The organism is Salmonella sp. 32070601201500089SM (assembly GCF_017573605.1).
Taxonomy (GTDB): Bacteria; Pseudomonadota; Gammaproteobacteria; order Enterobacterales; family Enterobacteriaceae; genus Salmonella; species Salmonella enterica.
The window spans coordinates 157828-174457 of the sequence record NZ_JAGETK010000005.1 but is presented as its reverse complement, the minus strand read 5'-3'; the positions used below and the strand labels follow the sequence as shown (position 1 = coordinate 174457).

Annotated in this window: 20 protein-coding genes; 11 read left to right on the top strand and 9 right to left on the bottom strand. The window is 50.9% G+C overall.

Annotated elements, in window-relative coordinates; genetic code table 11:
• The first annotated feature begins 155 nt into the window (after positions 1-155).
• Positions 156-632, top strand: a complete 477-nt coding sequence (locus J4728_RS10645) for an FxsA family protein (protein WP_001267291.1) — start codon at positions 156-158, stop codon at positions 630-632.
• A gap of 58 nt (positions 633-690) precedes the next feature.
• On the opposite strand, the gene yjeH is transcribed toward J4728_RS10645, so the two are convergent.
• Positions 691-1932 (bottom strand): L-methionine/branched-chain amino acid transporter, encoded by a 1242-nt coding sequence (yjeH, locus tag J4728_RS10640; protein ID WP_001670701.1) that lies wholly within the window; start codon positions 1930-1932, stop codon positions 691-693.
• A 275-nt stretch (positions 1933-2207) separates the two neighbouring features.
• Here yjeH and J4728_RS10635 point away from each other — a divergent pair, with 275 nt between their 5' ends.
• The 3 genes from J4728_RS10635 (at position 2208) to J4728_RS10625 (ending at position 4779) form a co-directional block, all read left to right on the top strand.
• On the top strand, positions 2208-2501 hold the full coding sequence (locus J4728_RS10635) for a co-chaperone GroES (protein ID WP_000027827.1): 294 nt from the start codon (positions 2208-2210) through the stop codon (positions 2499-2501).
• A 43-nt stretch (positions 2502-2544) separates the two neighbouring features.
• Positions 2545-4191 carry a chaperonin GroEL gene (gene groL / locus J4728_RS10630; protein ID WP_000729126.1) on the top strand — a complete coding sequence of 549 codons (1647 nt, stop codon included), beginning with the start codon at positions 2545-2547 and terminating at the stop codon, positions 4189-4191.
• 234 nt (positions 4192-4425) lie between these two features.
• Positions 4426-4779: a DUF4156 domain-containing protein gene (locus J4728_RS10625; protein WP_000558210.1), complete on the top strand. Its 354-nt coding sequence runs from the start codon at positions 4426-4428 to the stop codon at positions 4777-4779.
• 47 nt (positions 4780-4826) lie between these two features.
• Here the strand turns inward: J4728_RS10625 and J4728_RS10620 are convergent, their stop codons facing one another.
• Together J4728_RS10620 and epmB are read right to left on the bottom strand one after the other, a co-directional pair.
• Positions 4827-5684 (bottom strand): YjeJ family protein, encoded by an 858-nt coding sequence (locus J4728_RS10620; RefSeq protein WP_001229227.1) that lies wholly within the window; start codon positions 5682-5684, stop codon positions 4827-4829.
• A 276-nt stretch (positions 5685-5960) separates the two neighbouring features.
• Positions 5961-6989, bottom strand: a complete 1029-nt coding sequence (gene epmB, locus J4728_RS10615; RefSeq protein WP_175066356.1) for an EF-P beta-lysylation protein EpmB — start codon at positions 6987-6989, stop codon at positions 5961-5963.
• Positions 6990-7029: 40 nt separating this feature from the next.
• Between epmB and efp the strand changes: the two genes are divergently transcribed.
• From efp to ecnB, 3 genes are all read left to right on the top strand, one after another.
• Positions 7030-7596, top strand: coding sequence for an elongation factor P (efp, locus tag J4728_RS10610; protein ID WP_000257282.1), 567 nt, complete (start codon positions 7030-7032; stop codon positions 7594-7596).
• Positions 7597-7656: 60 nt separating this feature from the next.
• Complete coding sequence (locus J4728_RS10605) at positions 7657-7791, top strand: entericidin A/B family lipoprotein (RefSeq protein WP_000977687.1); 135 nt, start codon at positions 7657-7659, stop codon at positions 7789-7791.
• A gap of 107 nt (positions 7792-7898) precedes the next feature.
• Positions 7899-8045, top strand: a complete 147-nt coding sequence (ecnB, locus tag J4728_RS10600) for a lipoprotein toxin entericidin B (RefSeq protein WP_000239598.1) — start codon at positions 7899-7901, stop codon at positions 8043-8045.
• Positions 8046-8075: 30 nt separating this feature from the next.
• On the opposite strand, the gene J4728_RS10595 is transcribed toward ecnB, so the two are convergent.
• Positions 8076-8663, bottom strand: coding sequence for a helix-turn-helix transcriptional regulator (locus J4728_RS10595; protein ID WP_000912957.1), 588 nt, complete (start codon positions 8661-8663; stop codon positions 8076-8078).
• A gap of 256 nt (positions 8664-8919) precedes the next feature.
• Between J4728_RS10595 and sugE the strand changes: the two genes are divergently transcribed.
• Positions 8920-9237 carry a quaternary ammonium compound efflux SMR transporter SugE gene (sugE, locus tag J4728_RS10590; protein ID WP_000118469.1) on the top strand — a complete coding sequence of 106 codons (318 nt, stop codon included), beginning with the start codon at positions 8920-8922 and terminating at the stop codon, positions 9235-9237.
• 16 nt (positions 9238-9253) lie between these two features.
• Here sugE and J4728_RS10585 read toward each other — a convergent pair whose 3' ends face one another.
• The 5 genes from J4728_RS10585 to frdA all read right to left on the bottom strand — a co-directional run bounded on the left by J4728_RS10585 (position 9254) and on the right by frdA (position 13192).
• Entirely contained in the window at positions 9254-9787 is a 534-nt protein-coding gene (locus tag J4728_RS10585) for a lipocalin family protein (protein ID WP_001238396.1), read from the bottom strand.
• A gap of 111 nt (positions 9788-9898) precedes the next feature.
• Positions 9899-10258, bottom strand: a complete 360-nt coding sequence (frdD, locus tag J4728_RS10580) for a fumarate reductase subunit FrdD (protein WP_000609650.1) — start codon at positions 10256-10258, stop codon at positions 9899-9901.
• Between the two features lie 10 nt (positions 10259-10268).
• Entirely contained in the window at positions 10269-10664 is a 396-nt protein-coding gene (gene frdC, locus J4728_RS10575) for a fumarate reductase subunit FrdC (RefSeq protein WP_000208749.1), read from the bottom strand.
• A gap of 10 nt (positions 10665-10674) precedes the next feature.
• Entirely contained in the window at positions 10675-11409 is a 735-nt protein-coding gene (frdB, locus tag J4728_RS10570; protein ID WP_000829509.1) for a fumarate reductase iron-sulfur protein, read from the bottom strand.
• Positions 11402-13192, bottom strand: coding sequence for a fumarate reductase (quinol) flavoprotein subunit (gene frdA / locus J4728_RS10565; protein WP_001192954.1), 1791 nt, complete (start codon positions 13190-13192; stop codon positions 11402-11404). Before frdA ends, frdB begins: the two co-directional genes overlap by 8 nt.
• A gap of 322 nt (positions 13193-13514) precedes the next feature.
• Here frdA and epmA point away from each other — a divergent pair, with 322 nt between their 5' ends.
• From epmA to J4728_RS10550, 3 genes are all read left to right on the top strand, one after another.
• Entirely contained in the window at positions 13515-14492 is a 978-nt protein-coding gene (epmA, locus tag J4728_RS10560; RefSeq protein WP_000004794.1) for an elongation factor P--(R)-beta-lysine ligase, read from the top strand.
• 225 nt (positions 14493-14717) lie between these two features.
• Entirely contained in the window at positions 14718-16220 is a 1503-nt protein-coding gene (yjeM, locus tag J4728_RS10555; protein WP_000149876.1) for a glutamate/gamma-aminobutyrate family transporter YjeM, read from the top strand.
• Positions 16221-16271: 51 nt separating this feature from the next.
• Entirely contained in the window at positions 16272-16586 is a 315-nt protein-coding gene (locus J4728_RS10550; RefSeq protein WP_000074655.1) for a YjeO family protein, read from the top strand.
• The last annotated feature ends 44 nt before the right edge of the window (positions 16587-16630 follow it).

Sequence of the window (16630 nt, the reverse complement as noted above, 5' to 3'; positions counted from 1 at the left end):
TATTTTGTGAAATAGGTCACCGCTTTAGTATTACTACCTAAAATAGGTGTACAAACCACTTGAAATTTTGCTACGCACCACCATATCGAATCGATGCGAATCGCAACCCCATTCAAATGGTCGTCGCAGACGGCCATGACTTACAGGAGAGTCCTTTGCGCTGGATACCCTTTTTAGCTGTCTTTCTCTATGTTTACATTGAGATTTCTATCTTTATCCAGGTCGCCCATGTGCTTGGCGTCCTGATGACGTTAATCCTGGTGATTTTTACGTCTGTTATCGGTATGTCGCTGGTACGTAACCAGGGTTTTAAAAACTTTTTGCTGATGCAACAAAAAATGGCGGCCGGTGAGAGCCCGGCGGCAGAAATGATTAAGAGTGTATCGCTGATCATCGCTGGCTTACTGCTCCTGTTGCCGGGATTTTTCACCGATTTTCTCGGCCTTCTCCTTTTGTTACCGCCAGTGCAAAAACATTTGACGCTGAAGTTGCTGCCGCATTTACGTTTTTCCCGGATGCCGGGCGGCGGGTTTAGCGCGGGTACTGGCGGTGGCGAAACATTTGACGGCGAGTATCAGCGTAAAGATGACGATCGCGATCGTATTGAACATAAAGACGATCGTCGGGATTAAAGGTAGAGATGCTGGCCGGATAAGTCGCGTGAGGCGTTATCCGGCCAACAGATACGTCTTACGCCATGCGTTTTCGCTTCGGTAAAAACAGCCATAATGCTGCCAGCATGATAATGGCATATAAGCTTTTCCACCCCAGCATTACCAGCAATAACAGGCACAGTAGACAACCCGTCACCGCCAGTGCATAGCAGCGCCCTTTCAATAGTCGACAGCCCGCCAGCATACAAAGCAGATAGAGCATAATAAAAATACCGTTAGCATAGACGATCAGCGCATTGAGGTTAATCTTCAGGGCGTAAACGACCAGGGAACTCACGCAACAACAGGCCAGAATAACGTTTAACGCGTGCAAGGGAAGGCGCCCGGGAGAGAGTTGAGCCAGATAGTGATCGGGCTGATATTGCATTTGCGTCCATATCAGACGCGCAAAACTCTGAGCATACACATTCAGGCTGGCAAAGCAGGTGAGATAACCAATAATGCAGGCTATCCACAACGCCTGGATACCGAAGAGATGAACAATAATAAGCGGTAGCGATGCTGTTGCCGCTATCTTGTCGCTATAGACGCCAAAATGCAGCACCACGGCGGTACAGGTCCAATAAATGGAGCCGGCCAGCATCAGGCCAATGATCAATGCGCGCGGAAAATCACGTTCAGGATTTTTAAATTCAGACGACAAATGCGTAAACGCCTCAATTCCCACAAATCCCCAGAACATGATCGCCAGGGCGGTACACAGCCGGGAAAAGGTGATTTCGTTTGCGGCTGGGAAGGTGATATCCGCAGGTTTAATCGCGCCTTTCCACAGAATGGCGGCAATAAGCGCGATAATTAATCCAGCGATAATGGCTTGCAGGTTGGCGCTGGAGCTGGCGCCGCGCGATCCCATAAACCATAGCAAACCTAGAGTACCCAGCTCCCCAAATAAGAGCTGTTCGCTTTGCCAGCCAAACAGCGCCTGGCCGAAACCCACCGCAATATGCAAGGCTGCGGGAAAACTAACAGGAATGACTGATAAAAACAGCCAACTGATCACCCGTTGCAGACGCGGGCCAAATGCCATCCCGACAAAATGCGCTACGCCGCCAGCGTGTGGAAAATGGCGCCCCAGCACAGCAAAGACAATCGCAATAGGGAAAATCAAAATAATGAGCAGCGGCCATGCCCAAAGGCTGATGTCGCCTGCCGCCAGCGCAGCCAGCTCCGGAAGCGCAAAAACGCCAGTCCCTAATAATGATGTGGTTAACAAGATAACGCCCTGAACCAACCCAAGCTCTTTTTTTAGTTCATTCATCAGCTCATTATCCGGCGGCATTGTAACGTCAGGTGACGACAGACATTTTTAAGCGTATCACACACGCCTTTTCTTATAGCAGGATGTTCTAAACCTTGGGTAAACGTGAGATAAGTAGCGTTTTTACCGCTTTTTTCGCTCAGAAGAATTTTTTTTCATCTCCCCCCTTGAAGGGGCAAAACCCCATCCCCATCTCTCTGGTCACCAGCCGGGAAACCGTTTACGGGCCGGCGTCACCCATAACTGATAATGACTTTCTCAAAGGAGAGCTATCAATGAGTATTCGTCCGTTACATGATCGTGTGATCGTCAAACGTAAAGAAGTTGAGTCCAAATCTGCTGGCGGCATCGTACTGACCGGTTCCGCAGCGGGTAAATCAACTCGTGGCGAAATCATCGCTGTCGGTAAGGGTCGCATCCTGGACAACGGTACTGTACAGCCGCTGGACGTGAAAGTTGGCGACATCGTTATTTTTAACGATGGCTACGGTGTGAAATCTGAAAAGATCGACAATGAAGAAGTGTTGATCATGTCTGAAAGCGACATTCTGGCAATTGTTGAAGCGTAATCCGCGAACGACACTGAACATACGAATTTAAGGGAAAGAGAAAATGGCAGCTAAAGACGTAAAATTCGGTAACGACGCTCGTGTGAAAATGCTGCGCGGCGTAAACGTACTGGCAGATGCAGTGAAAGTAACCCTCGGTCCGAAAGGCCGTAACGTGGTTCTGGATAAATCTTTCGGTGCGCCGACTATCACTAAAGATGGTGTTTCCGTAGCGCGTGAAATCGAACTGGAAGACAAGTTTGAAAACATGGGCGCGCAGATGGTGAAAGAAGTTGCCTCTAAAGCGAACGACGCTGCAGGCGACGGTACCACCACCGCGACCGTACTGGCGCAGTCCATCATTACCGAAGGCCTGAAAGCCGTTGCTGCGGGCATGAACCCGATGGACCTGAAACGTGGTATCGACAAAGCGGTTGCTGCTGCGGTTGAAGAGCTGAAGGCGCTGTCCGTACCGTGCTCCGACTCTAAAGCGATTGCTCAGGTAGGTACTATCTCCGCTAACTCCGACGAAACCGTAGGTAAACTGATCGCGGAAGCGATGGATAAAGTCGGTAAAGAAGGCGTCATCACCGTTGAAGACGGTACCGGTCTGCAGGACGAACTGGACGTGGTTGAAGGTATGCAGTTTGACCGCGGCTACCTGTCTCCTTACTTCATCAACAAGCCGGAAACTGGCGCAGTAGAGCTGGAAAGCCCGTTCATCCTGCTGGCTGATAAGAAAATCTCCAACATCCGCGAAATGCTGCCGGTTCTGGAAGCCGTTGCAAAAGCAGGCAAACCGCTGCTGATCATCGCTGAAGATGTTGAAGGCGAAGCGCTGGCTACCCTGGTTGTTAACACCATGCGTGGCATCGTGAAAGTGGCTGCTGTTAAGGCACCGGGCTTCGGCGATCGTCGTAAGGCGATGCTGCAGGATATCGCTACCCTGACCGGCGGTACCGTAATCTCTGAAGAGATCGGTATGGAGCTGGAAAAAGCAACCCTGGAAGACCTGGGTCAGGCGAAACGTGTTGTGATCAACAAAGACACCACCACCATCATCGATGGCGTGGGTGAAGAAGCTGCCATCCAGGGCCGTGTTGCTCAGATTCGTCAGCAGATTGAAGAAGCGACCTCCGACTACGATCGTGAAAAACTGCAGGAGCGCGTAGCGAAACTGGCAGGCGGCGTTGCGGTTATCAAAGTTGGTGCTGCGACCGAAGTTGAAATGAAAGAGAAGAAAGCCCGCGTTGAAGATGCCCTGCACGCGACCCGTGCTGCGGTAGAAGAAGGCGTGGTTGCTGGTGGTGGCGTTGCGCTGATCCGCGTTGCTTCTAAAATTGCTGACCTGAAAGGCCAGAACGAAGACCAGAACGTGGGTATCAAAGTTGCGCTGCGCGCAATGGAAGCTCCGCTGCGTCAGATCGTACTGAACTGCGGCGAAGAACCGTCTGTTGTCGCTAACACCGTTAAGGGCGGCGACGGCAACTACGGTTACAACGCAGCAACCGAAGAATACGGCAACATGATCGACATGGGTATCCTGGATCCAACCAAAGTTACCCGTTCTGCGCTGCAGTACGCAGCTTCTGTGGCTGGTCTGATGATCACTACCGAGTGCATGGTGACCGACCTGCCGAAAAGCGATGCTCCTGATTTAGGCGCTGCTGGCGGCATGGGTGGTATGGGTGGTATGGGCGGCATGATGTAATTGCCCATACCCTGCATCCTTCAGGCTGCAGATGCGTTGGCTAACCCCAGTCACTTCCTTGAGTAAGTGACTGGGGATTACCGCCTTCCTGCAACCAGAATGATTTGGGTGCTTATCTCCCAGAATTGAGAAACCCCCGGGCAGAAATGACCGGGGGTTTTTCTTTTAGTCATCTTTTTAGTATAAGATTCAGATACGGACAAAACGTCCAGCTCATTGATTATGGGGAATAACATGCACGTGAAATATTTAGCAGGGATCGTTGGCGCCGCGCTGCTGATGGCGGGTTGTAGCTCCAGCAACGAACTCACCGCTGCCGGCCAAAATGTACGCTTTGTCGAAGATAAGCCAGGCGCGGAATGCCAGCTAATTGGTACGGCAACCGGTAAACAGAGTAACTGGTTTTCAGGCCAGCACGGCGAAGAGGGTGGCTCAATGCGTGGCGCAGCGAACGATCTGCGTAATCAGGCAGCCGCGATGGGTGGAAACGTGCTGTATGGCGTAAGTAGTCCGTCGCAGGGCATGTTGTCCAGTTTTGTCCCGACGGCCAGCGAGATGAACGGCCAGGTTTATAAATGTCCGAATTGATATGTCTGAATCGTAACGCCCTCTGAAAGATTCAGAGGGCGATATGGTTAGCGTTTTTCCTGCGATGATGCCATGCGTAGATTATGCAACGCGCGCATGCATTGATCTTGCGTCAGACGCGCTGCTTTACCGGTTCCAAGCGTTCTGACAAAAACCTTACACGGTTTTCCTTCCAGCTTTTTAAGACGCGGGCTGAAATTCAGCAAGCGGCGTGATATCGCTTCAGCTTCTTTAGAGCCTGATTGACTACGGGTCTTAATGATGGTGCCGCAATCATGCGATTGTCCTGCCTCATCCGTATAACGATAAACGAGCGCTAAATAATGGTTATACAGATTATGTTTCCAGTCAGGCTGGTTATAGGTATCGAATTCGATATTACCGTTTTCCAGGCAGTCAGCATCGTATAATGGTAAAAAGTCCAGCATTGAAGAAATACGCAATGCGAGCTCACGCATTTCGGCATTATTAATGGCGTGAATAATAGCCATCACCAGAACTTCAACCTGCCACTCACCGACCTGTAAATCAAGATGGCTACCATTGTGCAGCTTTAACGTAAAGGTTAATACTTTTTCTGTATTATCGCTCAACGCTAAAGATTCAACACGCTGATTAACATCGGCGTTTTCCAGCTCTTCACGGAGTATTGCCGGAATATTCTCATGCATTTTAAGCACATGACTGCTTTTGGCTTTCTGGCGTTTTTCCTGCTCTTGTTCCGGAAGCGAGTGTTGTAAATAAAGCCGGTGTTCAAGGCCGATCAACAAGTCTCGCAGCGCGAGCACAGGAAAGAAAAGCAGTGTTTCTTTATTTCTCAGTGACTTCACCTTAAGCGCCAGCGCGATAAACTTATCATTGTGACGAATAACGCCGGTATTTAGTCCCTTAATCGTTAAGGCCATGTCAATTCTCCACAAATATAAAATAATTAAATGTTTTACTGCAATGTATTTGATATATAAATTGTTTATGCCGTCCTATAAAAAGGAGAACCAGTATAATTCGAAAATGCAGTACACGCTAAGCGAGTCCTAAAACGGACTTTATTGAAAAGAGAGGACCGGAAAGGTGTATTTAACGAAGGTTAGTTTATCCTCAGGGTGAGGAGAATCGCGGGGGAATCTCCTCGTAATATTGCGCGCTAATATTTTTCGTCGTCCCTGACGCGCCCGCGAGGATTAGCACTGCCGAAGCTGTAAATCCAGCGGTGTTTTGCTCGGTTCGCCGCCGATTTCACGCGCCAGTCTTGGCACCATATAGCCGGATACCAGCGTGAGCAGTTCGCGCATGATTTGCCGGGCTTCGTCATCGGTGACCATAAAATGCGCGGCGCCCTGCACTTTATCCAGCACATGCAGGTAATAGGGCATCACGCCAGCGTCAAATAGCGCGTTGCTCAGATTCGCCAGCGTTCGCGCGTTATCATTCACGCCACGCAGCAGGACGCTCTGGTTGAGAAGCGTGACGCCCACGTGGCGCAGTTTCTTCATCGCCAGGCAGAATGCCTCGTCCACTTCATTAGTGTGGTTGATATGGTTCACCAACAAAATTTGCAGACGTGACTGGTCAAAGCGGGCGACCAGTTCGTCAGTAATGCGTGCCGGGATGACGATAGGCAACCGACTGTGGATGCGTAGCCGCTTGACGTGCTTAATGGCTTCCAGTTGCGTGAGCAGCCAGTCCAGCTCATGATCTTTCGCCATCAGCGGATCGCCGCCGGAAAAGATGATCTCATCCAGTTCCGGGTGTGCGGCGATATACTCCAGCGCGACTGTCCAGTTGCGCTTATTGCCTTGATTCTCTGCATACGGGAAGTGACGACGGAAACAGTAGCGGCAATTTACCGCACATCCGCCTTTTACCAGCAATAGCGCCCGGTTTTGGTATTTATGCAATAATCCTGGCACCACGCTGTGTTGCTCTTCCAGCGGGTCGGTGGAGAAACCGGGGGCGACAATAAATTCATCCCGGGACGTCAGCACTTGACGTAAAAGAGGATCGTCAGGGTTGCCCTTCTCCATGCGCGCAATAAAAGCGCGCGGCACGCGGAGGGCAAACAAGCGCCTGGCGTCCTGTCCTGCCCGGAGGTTTTCATCAGCTTCAATCTGTAAAAGATGCAGCAGTTCGTCGGGATTGGTCACAACATCGGCAAGTTGCGCTAACCAATCTTCTCGCAATGGGGTATTTAGGGTTACAATATGCGCCATTTTGTGGCTTAGCTACCAGTTAACAATTTCAGAGGGCCTTATGGCGACTTACTATAGCAACGATTTTCGTTCCGGTCTTAAAATCATGTTGGATGGCGAACCTTATGCGGTTGAATCCAGTGAATTCGTGAAACCGGGTAAAGGCCAGGCGTTTGCCCGCGTTAAGCTGCGCCGTCTGCTGACCGGCACGCGCGTTGAGAAAACCTTCAAATCGACCGATTCCGCAGAAGGCGCGGATGTAGTCGATATGAACCTGACTTACCTGTACAACGACGGTGAGTTCTGGCATTTCATGAACAACGAAACCTTCGAGCAGCTGTCTGCAGATGCCAAGGCTATCGGCGACAACGCAAAATGGCTGTTGGATCAGGCGGAATGCATCGTGACCCTGTGGAACGGTCAGCCTATCTCTGTCACTCCGCCGAACTTTGTTGAACTGGAAATTGTTGATACCGACCCAGGTCTGAAGGGCGATACCGCAGGTACTGGCGGCAAACCAGCCACGCTGTCTACTGGCGCAGTGGTTAAAGTTCCGCTGTTCGTGCAGATTGGCGAAGTGATCAAAGTCGATACCCGTTCCGGCGAATACGTATCCCGCGTAAAATAATTTACGTTATCGGGAAAAATGGTGCAGCGTATGCTGCGCCATCCTATTTTTCGCGCCTCAATGATGAAACGCTTTATCGGTCTTGTCGCGCTGGTTCTTCTTACCAGCACATTATTAACGGCATGTAATACCGCCCGCGGCTTCGGCGAAGATATTCAGCATCTCGGCCACGCCATCTCCCGTGCAGCCAGCTAATCGCTTCTCGTCTTCCTAAAATTAGTCGATCGCCCATCATTTTCTGGGATGTTGTCTATTATTAAGTTGCTATACACAAACAACATTGGCTAGAAAAGGAAGACATTATGGTTAAAAAGACAATTGCAGCGATCTTTTCTGTTTTGGTACTTTCCACTGTATTAACTGCTTGTAATACCACGCGCGGCGTGGGCGAGGACATCTCGGACGGTGGTAGTGCGATCTCTGGCGCTGCAACCAGAGCTCAGCAGTAATCATCAACGGTACGGCATGGCGTCGTACCGTTAATCGATTTTCTCCGGAAGCATAAGAAAGGGAGAATACCGGTTATCCATATGAAGTTTCATACGGATATTACGTTTATAGGTGTAAACCGTTTTCCCGTGAATGCCAAGCGCATACGCAATCTCTTTATTGCTGGTGCCTTCCGTCCACATCGCGAGCACTTTTTCCTCCTGCGGAGAGAGCAATGGCGTGGCGCTTTCCGGCGCTTCCTGCAGTGGATGAGTATGTAGCGCTCCTTTAATTCGTTGTGCAAGCTCATGTAAAGGCGTGTGTTTAGATAACACCGCATGACTGGCATATTGTGGTCTGTACGGCATATTCCCTGACTGTAATAATACCAACGGCGTCATCCTGCAGGCGGCAAAAAATGCATTGATAGGCTGTTCGGGTAAGGCATCGTTGAGAAAACCATATAAATCAGCGATAACCAGGTGGGGCTTCCATTGCAGAATATGTTCTTTCGCCAGTATAAGGTTATTCATCCCGGATACCAGCAGTGAAGAACTGAGCACATCAGTGTGATTAAGCCAGGCCTCCATGCCCGTACGGGTAAAGTGGCATCGGTCTATCACTAAAATTTTCAACATAGTTTTTTGCACCCGGAAGTAGATAAAGCACTTTCTTTCCCAGAAGGCGTTCCATCATAGAGAACTCCTGTGGGCGCTAAATGCGAAAACTACGCGGCTTAAAAGGGCCAATTCCCGCCTTTAGACGGAAAAAAATAAAAAGGTTGAAATTCATTTTCTCTCAGGCAAGAATGGCTTTTCATCCGTATACGTTACAGGACGACCTGTAAACGCTATTCTCACCGGGGACGGCCCCATTAATTATCTGGAGCCTGCTATGTCCTGGATCATTCTATTAATCGCTGGTTTACTTGAAGTGGTATGGGCTGTCGGCCTGAAGTATACCCACGGTTTTTCTCGTCTGACCCCCAGTATTATCACCATTACGGCCATGGTTATCAGTATGGCGTTACTTTCCTGGGCAATGAAAACGCTGCCTGTTGGAACGGCGTACGCCATCTGGACCGGCATCGGCGCCGTTGGGGCGGCAATCACCGGTATCCTTCTGCTGGGCGAGTCTGCCTCACCGGCGCGTTTGCTCAGTCTTGGCTTGATCGTCGCGGGTATCATTGGGCTAAAACTCAGTGCGCATTAATTCGTCGCTGATATTGCTACGAACCTGATTGTTTTACCCAAATTAATTTATTGACGTCAAACCCCTCCCGGGTCGCGACGGCCAGCATTTGCTGTTTTATTTCCTCAGAAAGCGTTGGCGTGCGAGAGAGTATCCACAGATAGTCGCGATCCGGGCCGCACACCAGCGCATGACGGTATTCCCGGTCAAGCGCAATCACGTTATAGCCGCCGTAGAACGGGCCGAAAAAAGAGACCTTGAGCGCGGCGCGGTTTGGACTACCGGTAAAATACGCTTTGCCTTCTGTTTTTTGCCACATTTCCCGATCCGGGTTATAGCCTTTATTGATGACATTAATCCCGCCATCGTCACGCAGACTATAGGTGGCCGTGACTTGTTCCAGTCCACGTTCAAATCGATGATCGAGGCGTGCGATCTCATACCAGGTGCCGAGGTAACGTTTGGCATCAAAGTTATTTACCACGGTAACGCCTTTAGGCGGGGTAGGCGAACTACAGGCGACAACCAAAAATGCCGCAGTAACCGCAGCAACGACGGGCAGCAAGCGCATAGCGTTTTTCCTTCCAGTGTTTTTTCTAAGTGTAGAACCTGGCGGGAAAATGAGAGGCAGGAAAAGAAAAAATGCCCTCTTATCGGGTAGATAAGAGGGCGTCGTGGCAACTTAGAGAGTGATAACGCCAATCGCCGTCACAACGGTCAGGATTGCCGCCAGACCGTAGAAGACCCATTTGCCCGCAGGCACGTGGATTTTCAGGTCATGCATCGCGTGGTGCATACGGTGTAGGCCACACCATAGCGGCAGCACGATCATCAGGAACAGAAAAACGCGACCAATAAAGCTTTGGGCGAACGTCAGTACGCGCTCAAAACTCAGGGCATCGCCCGGAAATAGCCCCAGCGGCAGCATGATGCCAACCAGTAGCACGATCACCGGCGCGATGATCGCGCCCCACATACCGCCTGCGCCAAACAGTCCCCAGAATACGGGTTCATCAGAACGTTTTGGGTTTGGATTAATCATCCGGGACTCCTTACCAGAACAGGGCAACATACAGAATGACTACGGTGACTACCGCAGTGACCACCCAAAGCCCTTTGATGATTGGCTCTGGCCCCATTTTTTCGTCTTTTACAATGATATTGGCCGCCTTCGGCGCCAGTTCAAACCAGGTTTTGGTGTGCAGCAGCGCGGCCGCCAGGGTGATCAGGTTTAAGATCACTACCACCGGGTTTTGTAAAAAGCCGACGAATCCCATCCAGGATTCCGCGCCGTGTTTGAGCGCAAACAGACCGAAAATCAGTTCAATACTGAACCAGACTGCCGGCACCGCTGTGCCTTCGCGCAGCATATAAAAGCGATAAAACGGCAGTTTTTTCCACCAGGTGGACGTCATCGGCCGCACATAGGGTTTGCGTTTAGTCGTCATGTTGCACTCCTTAGCGTGGTTTCAGGGTGGCGATAAGAAAGTCTTTCGAGCTTTCCACTTTACCCTGCTGAATGGCCGCAGCCGGATCGACATGTTTTGGACAGACTTCGGAGCAGTAGCCCACGAAAGTACAGGTCCATACGCCGTTCGGACTGTTCAACTGCGCCATACGCTCCTTCTTACCGTGATCGCGGCTATCTTCGTTATAGCGATGCGCCAGCGTAATCGCAGCCGGTCCGATAAACTCAGGATTCAGACCGAACTGCGGGCACGCGGCGTAGCACAGACCACAGTTGATGCAACCGGAGAACTGGTGATACTTCGCCATTTGCGCCGGGGTCTGGACATTCGGCCCCTGATCTGGCGTGCGAGAGTTGCCAATAATGTACGGTTTAATCGCTTCCAGGCTTTCGATAAAGTGCGTCATATCGACAACCAGATCGCGCTCAATCGGGAAGTTCGCCAGCGCTTCCACCTTCATACCGTTGGTGTAATCGCGCAGGAAGGTTTTACACGCCAGTTTAGGGACGTTGTTGACCATCATGCCGCAGGAGCCGCAGATCGCCATACGGCAGGACCAGCGGTAGCTCAGGTCTGGCGACAGGTTATCTTTGATGTAGCCCAACGCGTCCAGTAGCGATGTTGTTTCATCATAAGGAACTTCATAGAAAGCACTGTGCGGCGCGGTATCGGTTTCCGGGTTATAGCGCACCACCTCAACTTTCAGGTTTTTCATCTCAGCCATTCGCCTTCTCCTTCTTATCGGCTGCTTCCGCTTCACCGCCGTAAACACGTTTGGCTGGCGGCAGGGTGGTGATTTTCACGTCGCTGTATTCCAGACGGGTCGTGCCATCAGCATCGCGGAAGGCGAGGGTGTGCTTGAGGAAGTTCACATCGTCGCGCTCGGTACAGCCTTCATCCAGACGCTGATGCGCGCCGCGGGACTCTTTACGCGCCAGCGCAGAGTGCGCCATACATTCCGCCACGTTCAGACCATGACCCAGTTCAATGGTATACAGCAGGTCAGTGTTGAACACGCTGGAAGTATCGGAGATACGTACGCGTTTGAAACGTTCCTGAAGCTCGGCCAGTTTATCAACGGTTTTCTGCATCAGTTCCGGGGTACGGTAAATACCGCAACCTTCTTCCATAGACAGACCCATCTCATCGCGGATCTTCGACCAGTTTTCGTTGCCTTCCTGGTTCACCAGATTTTTCAGACGCTGTTCAATATCGGCAACCTGGGCGTCGAGCGCGGCGCTATTTGCGGCGCCTGCCGTAGCAGCGCGTTCCATTGCTTGTTCGCCAGCCAGACGACCAAACACCACCAGTTCCGCCAGTGAGTTGGAACCGAGGCGGTTCGCGCCATGCAGGCCAACAGAGGAGCATTCGCCAACGGCAAACAGCCCTTTGACACGGCTTTCACAGTTCTGGTCGGTTTCAATGCCGCCCATGGTGTAGTGCGCGGTTGGACGTACTGGAATCGGTTCTTTAACCGGATCGACGCCGACATAGGCTTTCGCCAGTTCGCAAATGAACGGCAGACGTTCATGCAGTTTCTTCTCGCCGAGATGACGCAGATCGAGGTGAACCACATCGCCGCGCGGCGTGGAGATGGTGTTGCCTTTACGCCATTCGTGCCAGAAAGCCTGGGATACTTTGTCGCGCGGCCCCAGTTCCATATATTTGTTTTTCGGCTCGCCCAGCGGCGTTTCGGGGCCCATGCCGTAGTCTTGCAGGTAACGGTAGCCATTTTTATTGACCAGAATACCGCCTTCGCCGCGGCAACCTTCAGTCATCAGGATACCGGAACCTGGCAGGCCGGTCGGGTGATACTGAACGAATTCCATATCACGCAGCGGAACGCCGTGGCTCAGCGCCATGCCCATCCCGTCGCCGGTGACGATGCCGCCGTTGGTGTTATAGCGGTATACGCGGCCTGCGCCGCCTGTCGCCATGACCACGGCGTTGGCGCGGATTTGCACCAGCGTGCCTTCCATCATGTTCATTGCCACCAGGCCGCGCGCATGGTTGTCATCAACCAGAATATCCAGCACGAAATGTTCGTCAAAGCGCTGGATTTGTGGGAACTGCAGGGAAGTCTGGAACAGGGTATGCAGCATATGGAAGCCGGTTTTATCCGCGGCGAACCAGGTACGCTCGATTTTCATACCACCGAAGCGACGCACGTTAACGCTACCGTCCGGACGGCGGCTCCACGGGCAGCCCCATTGCTCCAGCTGCGTCATCTCAGTGGGACAATGGTGGACAAAGTAATCCACGACATCCTGCTCACACAGCCAGTCTCCGCCTGCTACCGTATCGTGAAAATGGTAGTCAAAGCTGTCATGATCCTGGGCGACAGCGGCTGAACCCCCTTCGGCAGCGACGGTGTGGCTGCGCATCGGGTACACTTTTGAGATCAGTGCGATTTTAGCATTGGGATTCGCCTGTGCGGCAGCAATTGCAGCACGTAATCCCGCGCCACCGGCGCCTATAATGGCAAGATCGGCTTGAAAGGTTTGCACGACATTCCTCCAGATTATTGTAATTTCACCCTCGCGCAGCCAGATAAAGCCTCTGGGTTCTGCGAAGTATGAATGCGTTTCCACTGCTCCTTTATGGGTACAACAGTATAGTCTCAGGGATGTGAGGGAAATTTGACGTGTTCGATTTTTTTAGCGTATCAGAGGGATGAATTATCATTGATTTTGATTAATTTAATTACTAAACCATCTGAAATCACTTTTTTTACCCTCCAGAAGGTGCCCGATACGCCTGCGCAAAATTTGTTTCGCCCGCGCGTTGCGAGTAGACTTCGTGACCTTGTCTTAAACTGGAGAAAGAATCATGAGCGAAACGGCAACCTGGCAGCCGAGCGCGTCCATCCCCAATTTATTAAAACGTGCGGCGATTATGGCGGAAATCCGTCGTTTCTTTGCCGATCGTGGAGTGCTTGAGGTTGAGACGCCCTGCATGAGTCAGGCGACGGTCACAGACATTCATCTGTTCCCGTTCGAAACGCGTTTCGTCGGACCTGGCCATTCCCAGGGGATCAACCTCTATTTAATGACCAGTCCGGAATACCATATGAAACGCCTGCTGGCGGCAGGGTGCGGTCCGGTTTTCCAGCTATGCCGCAGTTTCCGTAATGAAGAGATGGGACGACATCATAATCCGGAATTCACCATGCTGGAGTGGTATCGCCCGCATTACGATATGTACCGCCTGATGAATGAAGTGGATGATTTGCTTCAGCAAGTGCTGGATTGTCAACCTGCGGAAAGTCTCTCCTATCAACAGGCGTTTCAGCGCCATCTGGAGATTGACCCGTTATCAGCAGATAAAACGCAACTGCGTGAGGCGGCGGCAAAGCTTGATTTAAGCAATATCGCCGATACGGAAGAAGACCGTGATACGTTGCTGCAACTGCTGTTCACGATGGGGGTTGAGCCGCATATAGGTAAAGAAAAGCCGACCTTTATTTATCACTTTCCGGCAAGTCAGGCATCGCTGGCACAAATCAGTACCGAGGATCATCGCGTCGCCGAGCGCTTTGAGGTGTACTACAAAGGTATTGAGCTGGCGAATGGTTTCCACGAACTGACGGACGCACGTGAGCAACAACAGCGCTTTGAACAGGACAATCGTAAGCGCGCCGCTCGCGGTCTGCCGCAGCAGCCGATTGACCAAAATCTACTGGATGCGCTGGCCGCCGGTCTACCGGATTGTTCCGGCGTGGCGCTGGGTGTTGATCGTCTGGTGATGCTGGCGCTGGGAGCAGAAAGCCTGGCGGACGTGATTGCTTTTACGGTCGATCGGGCGTAAATCTGAAATTCACTCTTTCGCGAGATAAAATGGCGCAATAAGCGCCATTTTGTAGCATATTTTTTCAATTATCCTCTATTTGCCACAACATAAGGCTGGAACTTTGATGCCATTTAGGTATCAATCCTGTGTTGATTTTTTTATCGCTGACCTTTGTAAAAAAGAAGGCGGCGTCAATCGGTGAGCGGCGTCTGGCAAACGCGCTCGAGAGTAAGGGATGGTTGAATGACCCACACGATAAAAAAGATGAGCCTTATTGGGCTTATCCTGATGATTTTTACTTCTGTTTTTGGTTTTGCGAATAGCCCGTCGGCGTTTTATTTAATGGGGTATAGCGCAATCCCGTGGTATATATTTTCTGCCTTGCTGTTTTTTATTCCATTCGCCTTAATGATGGCTGAAATGGGTTCCGCTTATCGCAAAGAAGAGGGCGGGATCTATTCGTGGATGAATAATAGCGTGGGGCCACGTTACGCGTTTATTGGCACGTTTATGTGGTTTTCATCGTATGTCATATGGATGGTAAGTACGGCGGCAAAAATTTGGGTACCGTTTTCTACTTTTGTTTTTGGCGCCGATATGACGCAGCACTGGCGTATTGCAGGGCTTGAGCCTACGCAGGTTGTCGGGCTGCTCGCCGTTGGCTGGATGATCCTGGTGACGTGTGTCGCCGCCAGAGGGATCAATAAAATTGCGCGAATTACGGCGGTCGGAGGTATTGCCGTAATGTGTCTTAATTTAGTTTTATTGTTAGTGAGTGTCGCTATTTTGTTATTAAATGGTGGGCATTTTGCACAAGAGATTAATTTTACCTCGTCACCGAATCCGGGTTATCACTCCGGCCTGGCAATGTTGTCATTTGTGGTATTTGCTATTTTTGCTTACGGCGGTATTGAGGCTGTCGGCGGACTGGTGGATAAAACCGAGAAACCGGAAAAGAATTTTGCGAAAGGTATTGTTTTCGCGGCCATTGTGATTTCAATTGGTTATTCTTTGGCGATCTTTTTATGGGGCGTCAGCACTAACTGGCAACAGATATTAAGTAATAGCGCCGTTAACTTAGGGAATATCACCTACATTCTGATGTCGAGTTTAGGCACGACATTAGGTAACGCGTTAAACCTTTCTCCGGAAGCTGCGATGACGGTGGGCGTCTGGTTTGCGCGTATCACCGGCCTTTCTATGTTTCTGGCTTATACCGGCGCGTTTTTTACGTTGAGCTATTCACCGCTGAAAGCCATTATTCAGGGGACGCCAAAAGCGTTGTGGCCCGCGCCGATGACAACACTGAACGCTAACGGTATGCCGGCGACCGCTATGTGGCTACAGTGCGTGCTGGTGAGTCTGTTTATTTTGCTGGTTTCTTTTGGCGGTGACACCGCATCGGCGTTTTATAACAAACTCACGCTGATGGCGAACGTCTCAATGACCTTGCCATACCTGTTCCTTGCGCTGGCATTTCCCTTCTTTAAAGCGCGTCAGGATCTGGAGCGGCCATTTGTTCTCTTTAAAACCAAAGCCTCTACCCTGGTCGCGACGGGTGTTGTGGTGCTGGTGGTGACGTTTGCCAACGTCTTTACCATCATCCAGCCAGTGATTGAAGCTGGGGACTGGGACAGCGCCTTGTGGATGATCGGCGGCCCGATCTTCTTCTCGTTGCTGGCGATGGCGATTTATCAGAATTACAGTAGCCGCATGAGCGCTGATCCGGAGTGGGCGGCGGAGTAATCTTTGTCCGGATAGCGTTAGCTCATCGGCTTTATGAAAAGGATATTTATAATGAGTCCGAAAATGTTTGCATTGTGCGCTATCTGGATTTTACTGGCTATCCCACTCATCGCTGTATTTTCAGTCCTGGATAAAGAGTGGATGATTGGCGAGAGTGGGATAAACAACATTTGTGATGTGATGAGAACTGTCGAAAATGATGATTCCAGAGGTTTTGGCGCGATGATGACGCTGCCCCTGTTTTTCCCATTTTTTTACGTTACTGTGTATAAGAAAATACGTAGTTGGTTTTTGTACTGTGTCGCGTTGGTGATATTTGCTTACTGGTCCTGGCAATTCTTCCTGCGCTATCAGTTTTGTGTGTGATCTATGCTAAAAGACCTGATAAGCCTATGTCATCGAGTCTTTTA

What these genes read in the sequence shown, in the direction of transcription:
- yjeH (WP_001670701.1), bottom strand. Translation starts at nt 1,932, where the DNA reads ATGAATGAACTAAAAAAAGAGCTTGGGTTGGTTCAGGGCGTTATCTTG.
- J4728_RS10635 (WP_000027827.1), top strand. Translation starts at nt 2,208, where the DNA reads ATGAGTATTCGTCCGTTACATGATCGTGTGATCGTCAAACGTAAAGAA.
- groL (WP_000729126.1), top strand. Translation starts at nt 2,545, where the DNA reads ATGGCAGCTAAAGACGTAAAATTCGGTAACGACGCTCGTGTGAAAATG.
- J4728_RS10625 (WP_000558210.1), top strand. Translation starts at nt 4,426, where the DNA reads ATGCACGTGAAATATTTAGCAGGGATCGTTGGCGCCGCGCTGCTGATG.
- J4728_RS10620 (WP_001229227.1), bottom strand. Translation starts at nt 5,684, where the DNA reads ATGGCCTTAACGATTAAGGGACTAAATACCGGCGTTATTCGTCACAAT.
- epmB (WP_175066356.1), bottom strand. Translation starts at nt 6,989, where the DNA reads ATGGCGCATATTGTAACCCTAAATACCCCATTGCGAGAAGATTGGTTA.
- efp (WP_000257282.1), top strand. Translation starts at nt 7,030, where the DNA reads ATGGCGACTTACTATAGCAACGATTTTCGTTCCGGTCTTAAAATCATG.
- J4728_RS10605 (WP_000977687.1), top strand. Translation starts at nt 7,657, where the DNA reads ATGATGAAACGCTTTATCGGTCTTGTCGCGCTGGTTCTTCTTACCAGC.
- ecnB (WP_000239598.1), top strand. Translation starts at nt 7,899, where the DNA reads ATGGTTAAAAAGACAATTGCAGCGATCTTTTCTGTTTTGGTACTTTCC.
- J4728_RS10595 (WP_000912957.1), bottom strand. Translation starts at nt 8,663, where the DNA reads ATGTTGAAAATTTTAGTGATAGACCGATGCCACTTTACCCGTACGGGC.
- sugE (WP_000118469.1), top strand. Translation starts at nt 8,920, where the DNA reads ATGTCCTGGATCATTCTATTAATCGCTGGTTTACTTGAAGTGGTATGG.
- J4728_RS10585 (WP_001238396.1), bottom strand. Translation starts at nt 9,787, where the DNA reads ATGCGCTTGCTGCCCGTCGTTGCTGCGGTTACTGCGGCATTTTTGGTT.
- frdD (WP_000609650.1), bottom strand. Translation starts at nt 10,258, where the DNA reads ATGATTAATCCAAACCCAAAACGTTCTGATGAACCCGTATTCTGGGGA.
- frdC (WP_000208749.1), bottom strand. Translation starts at nt 10,664, where the DNA reads ATGACGACTAAACGCAAACCCTATGTGCGGCCGATGACGTCCACCTGG.
- frdB (WP_000829509.1), bottom strand. Translation starts at nt 11,409, where the DNA reads ATGGCTGAGATGAAAAACCTGAAAGTTGAGGTGGTGCGCTATAACCCG.
- epmA (WP_000004794.1), top strand. Translation starts at nt 13,515, where the DNA reads ATGAGCGAAACGGCAACCTGGCAGCCGAGCGCGTCCATCCCCAATTTA.
- yjeM (WP_000149876.1), top strand. Translation starts at nt 14,718, where the DNA reads ATGACCCACACGATAAAAAAGATGAGCCTTATTGGGCTTATCCTGATG.
- J4728_RS10550 (WP_000074655.1), top strand. Translation starts at nt 16,272, where the DNA reads ATGAGTCCGAAAATGTTTGCATTGTGCGCTATCTGGATTTTACTGGCT.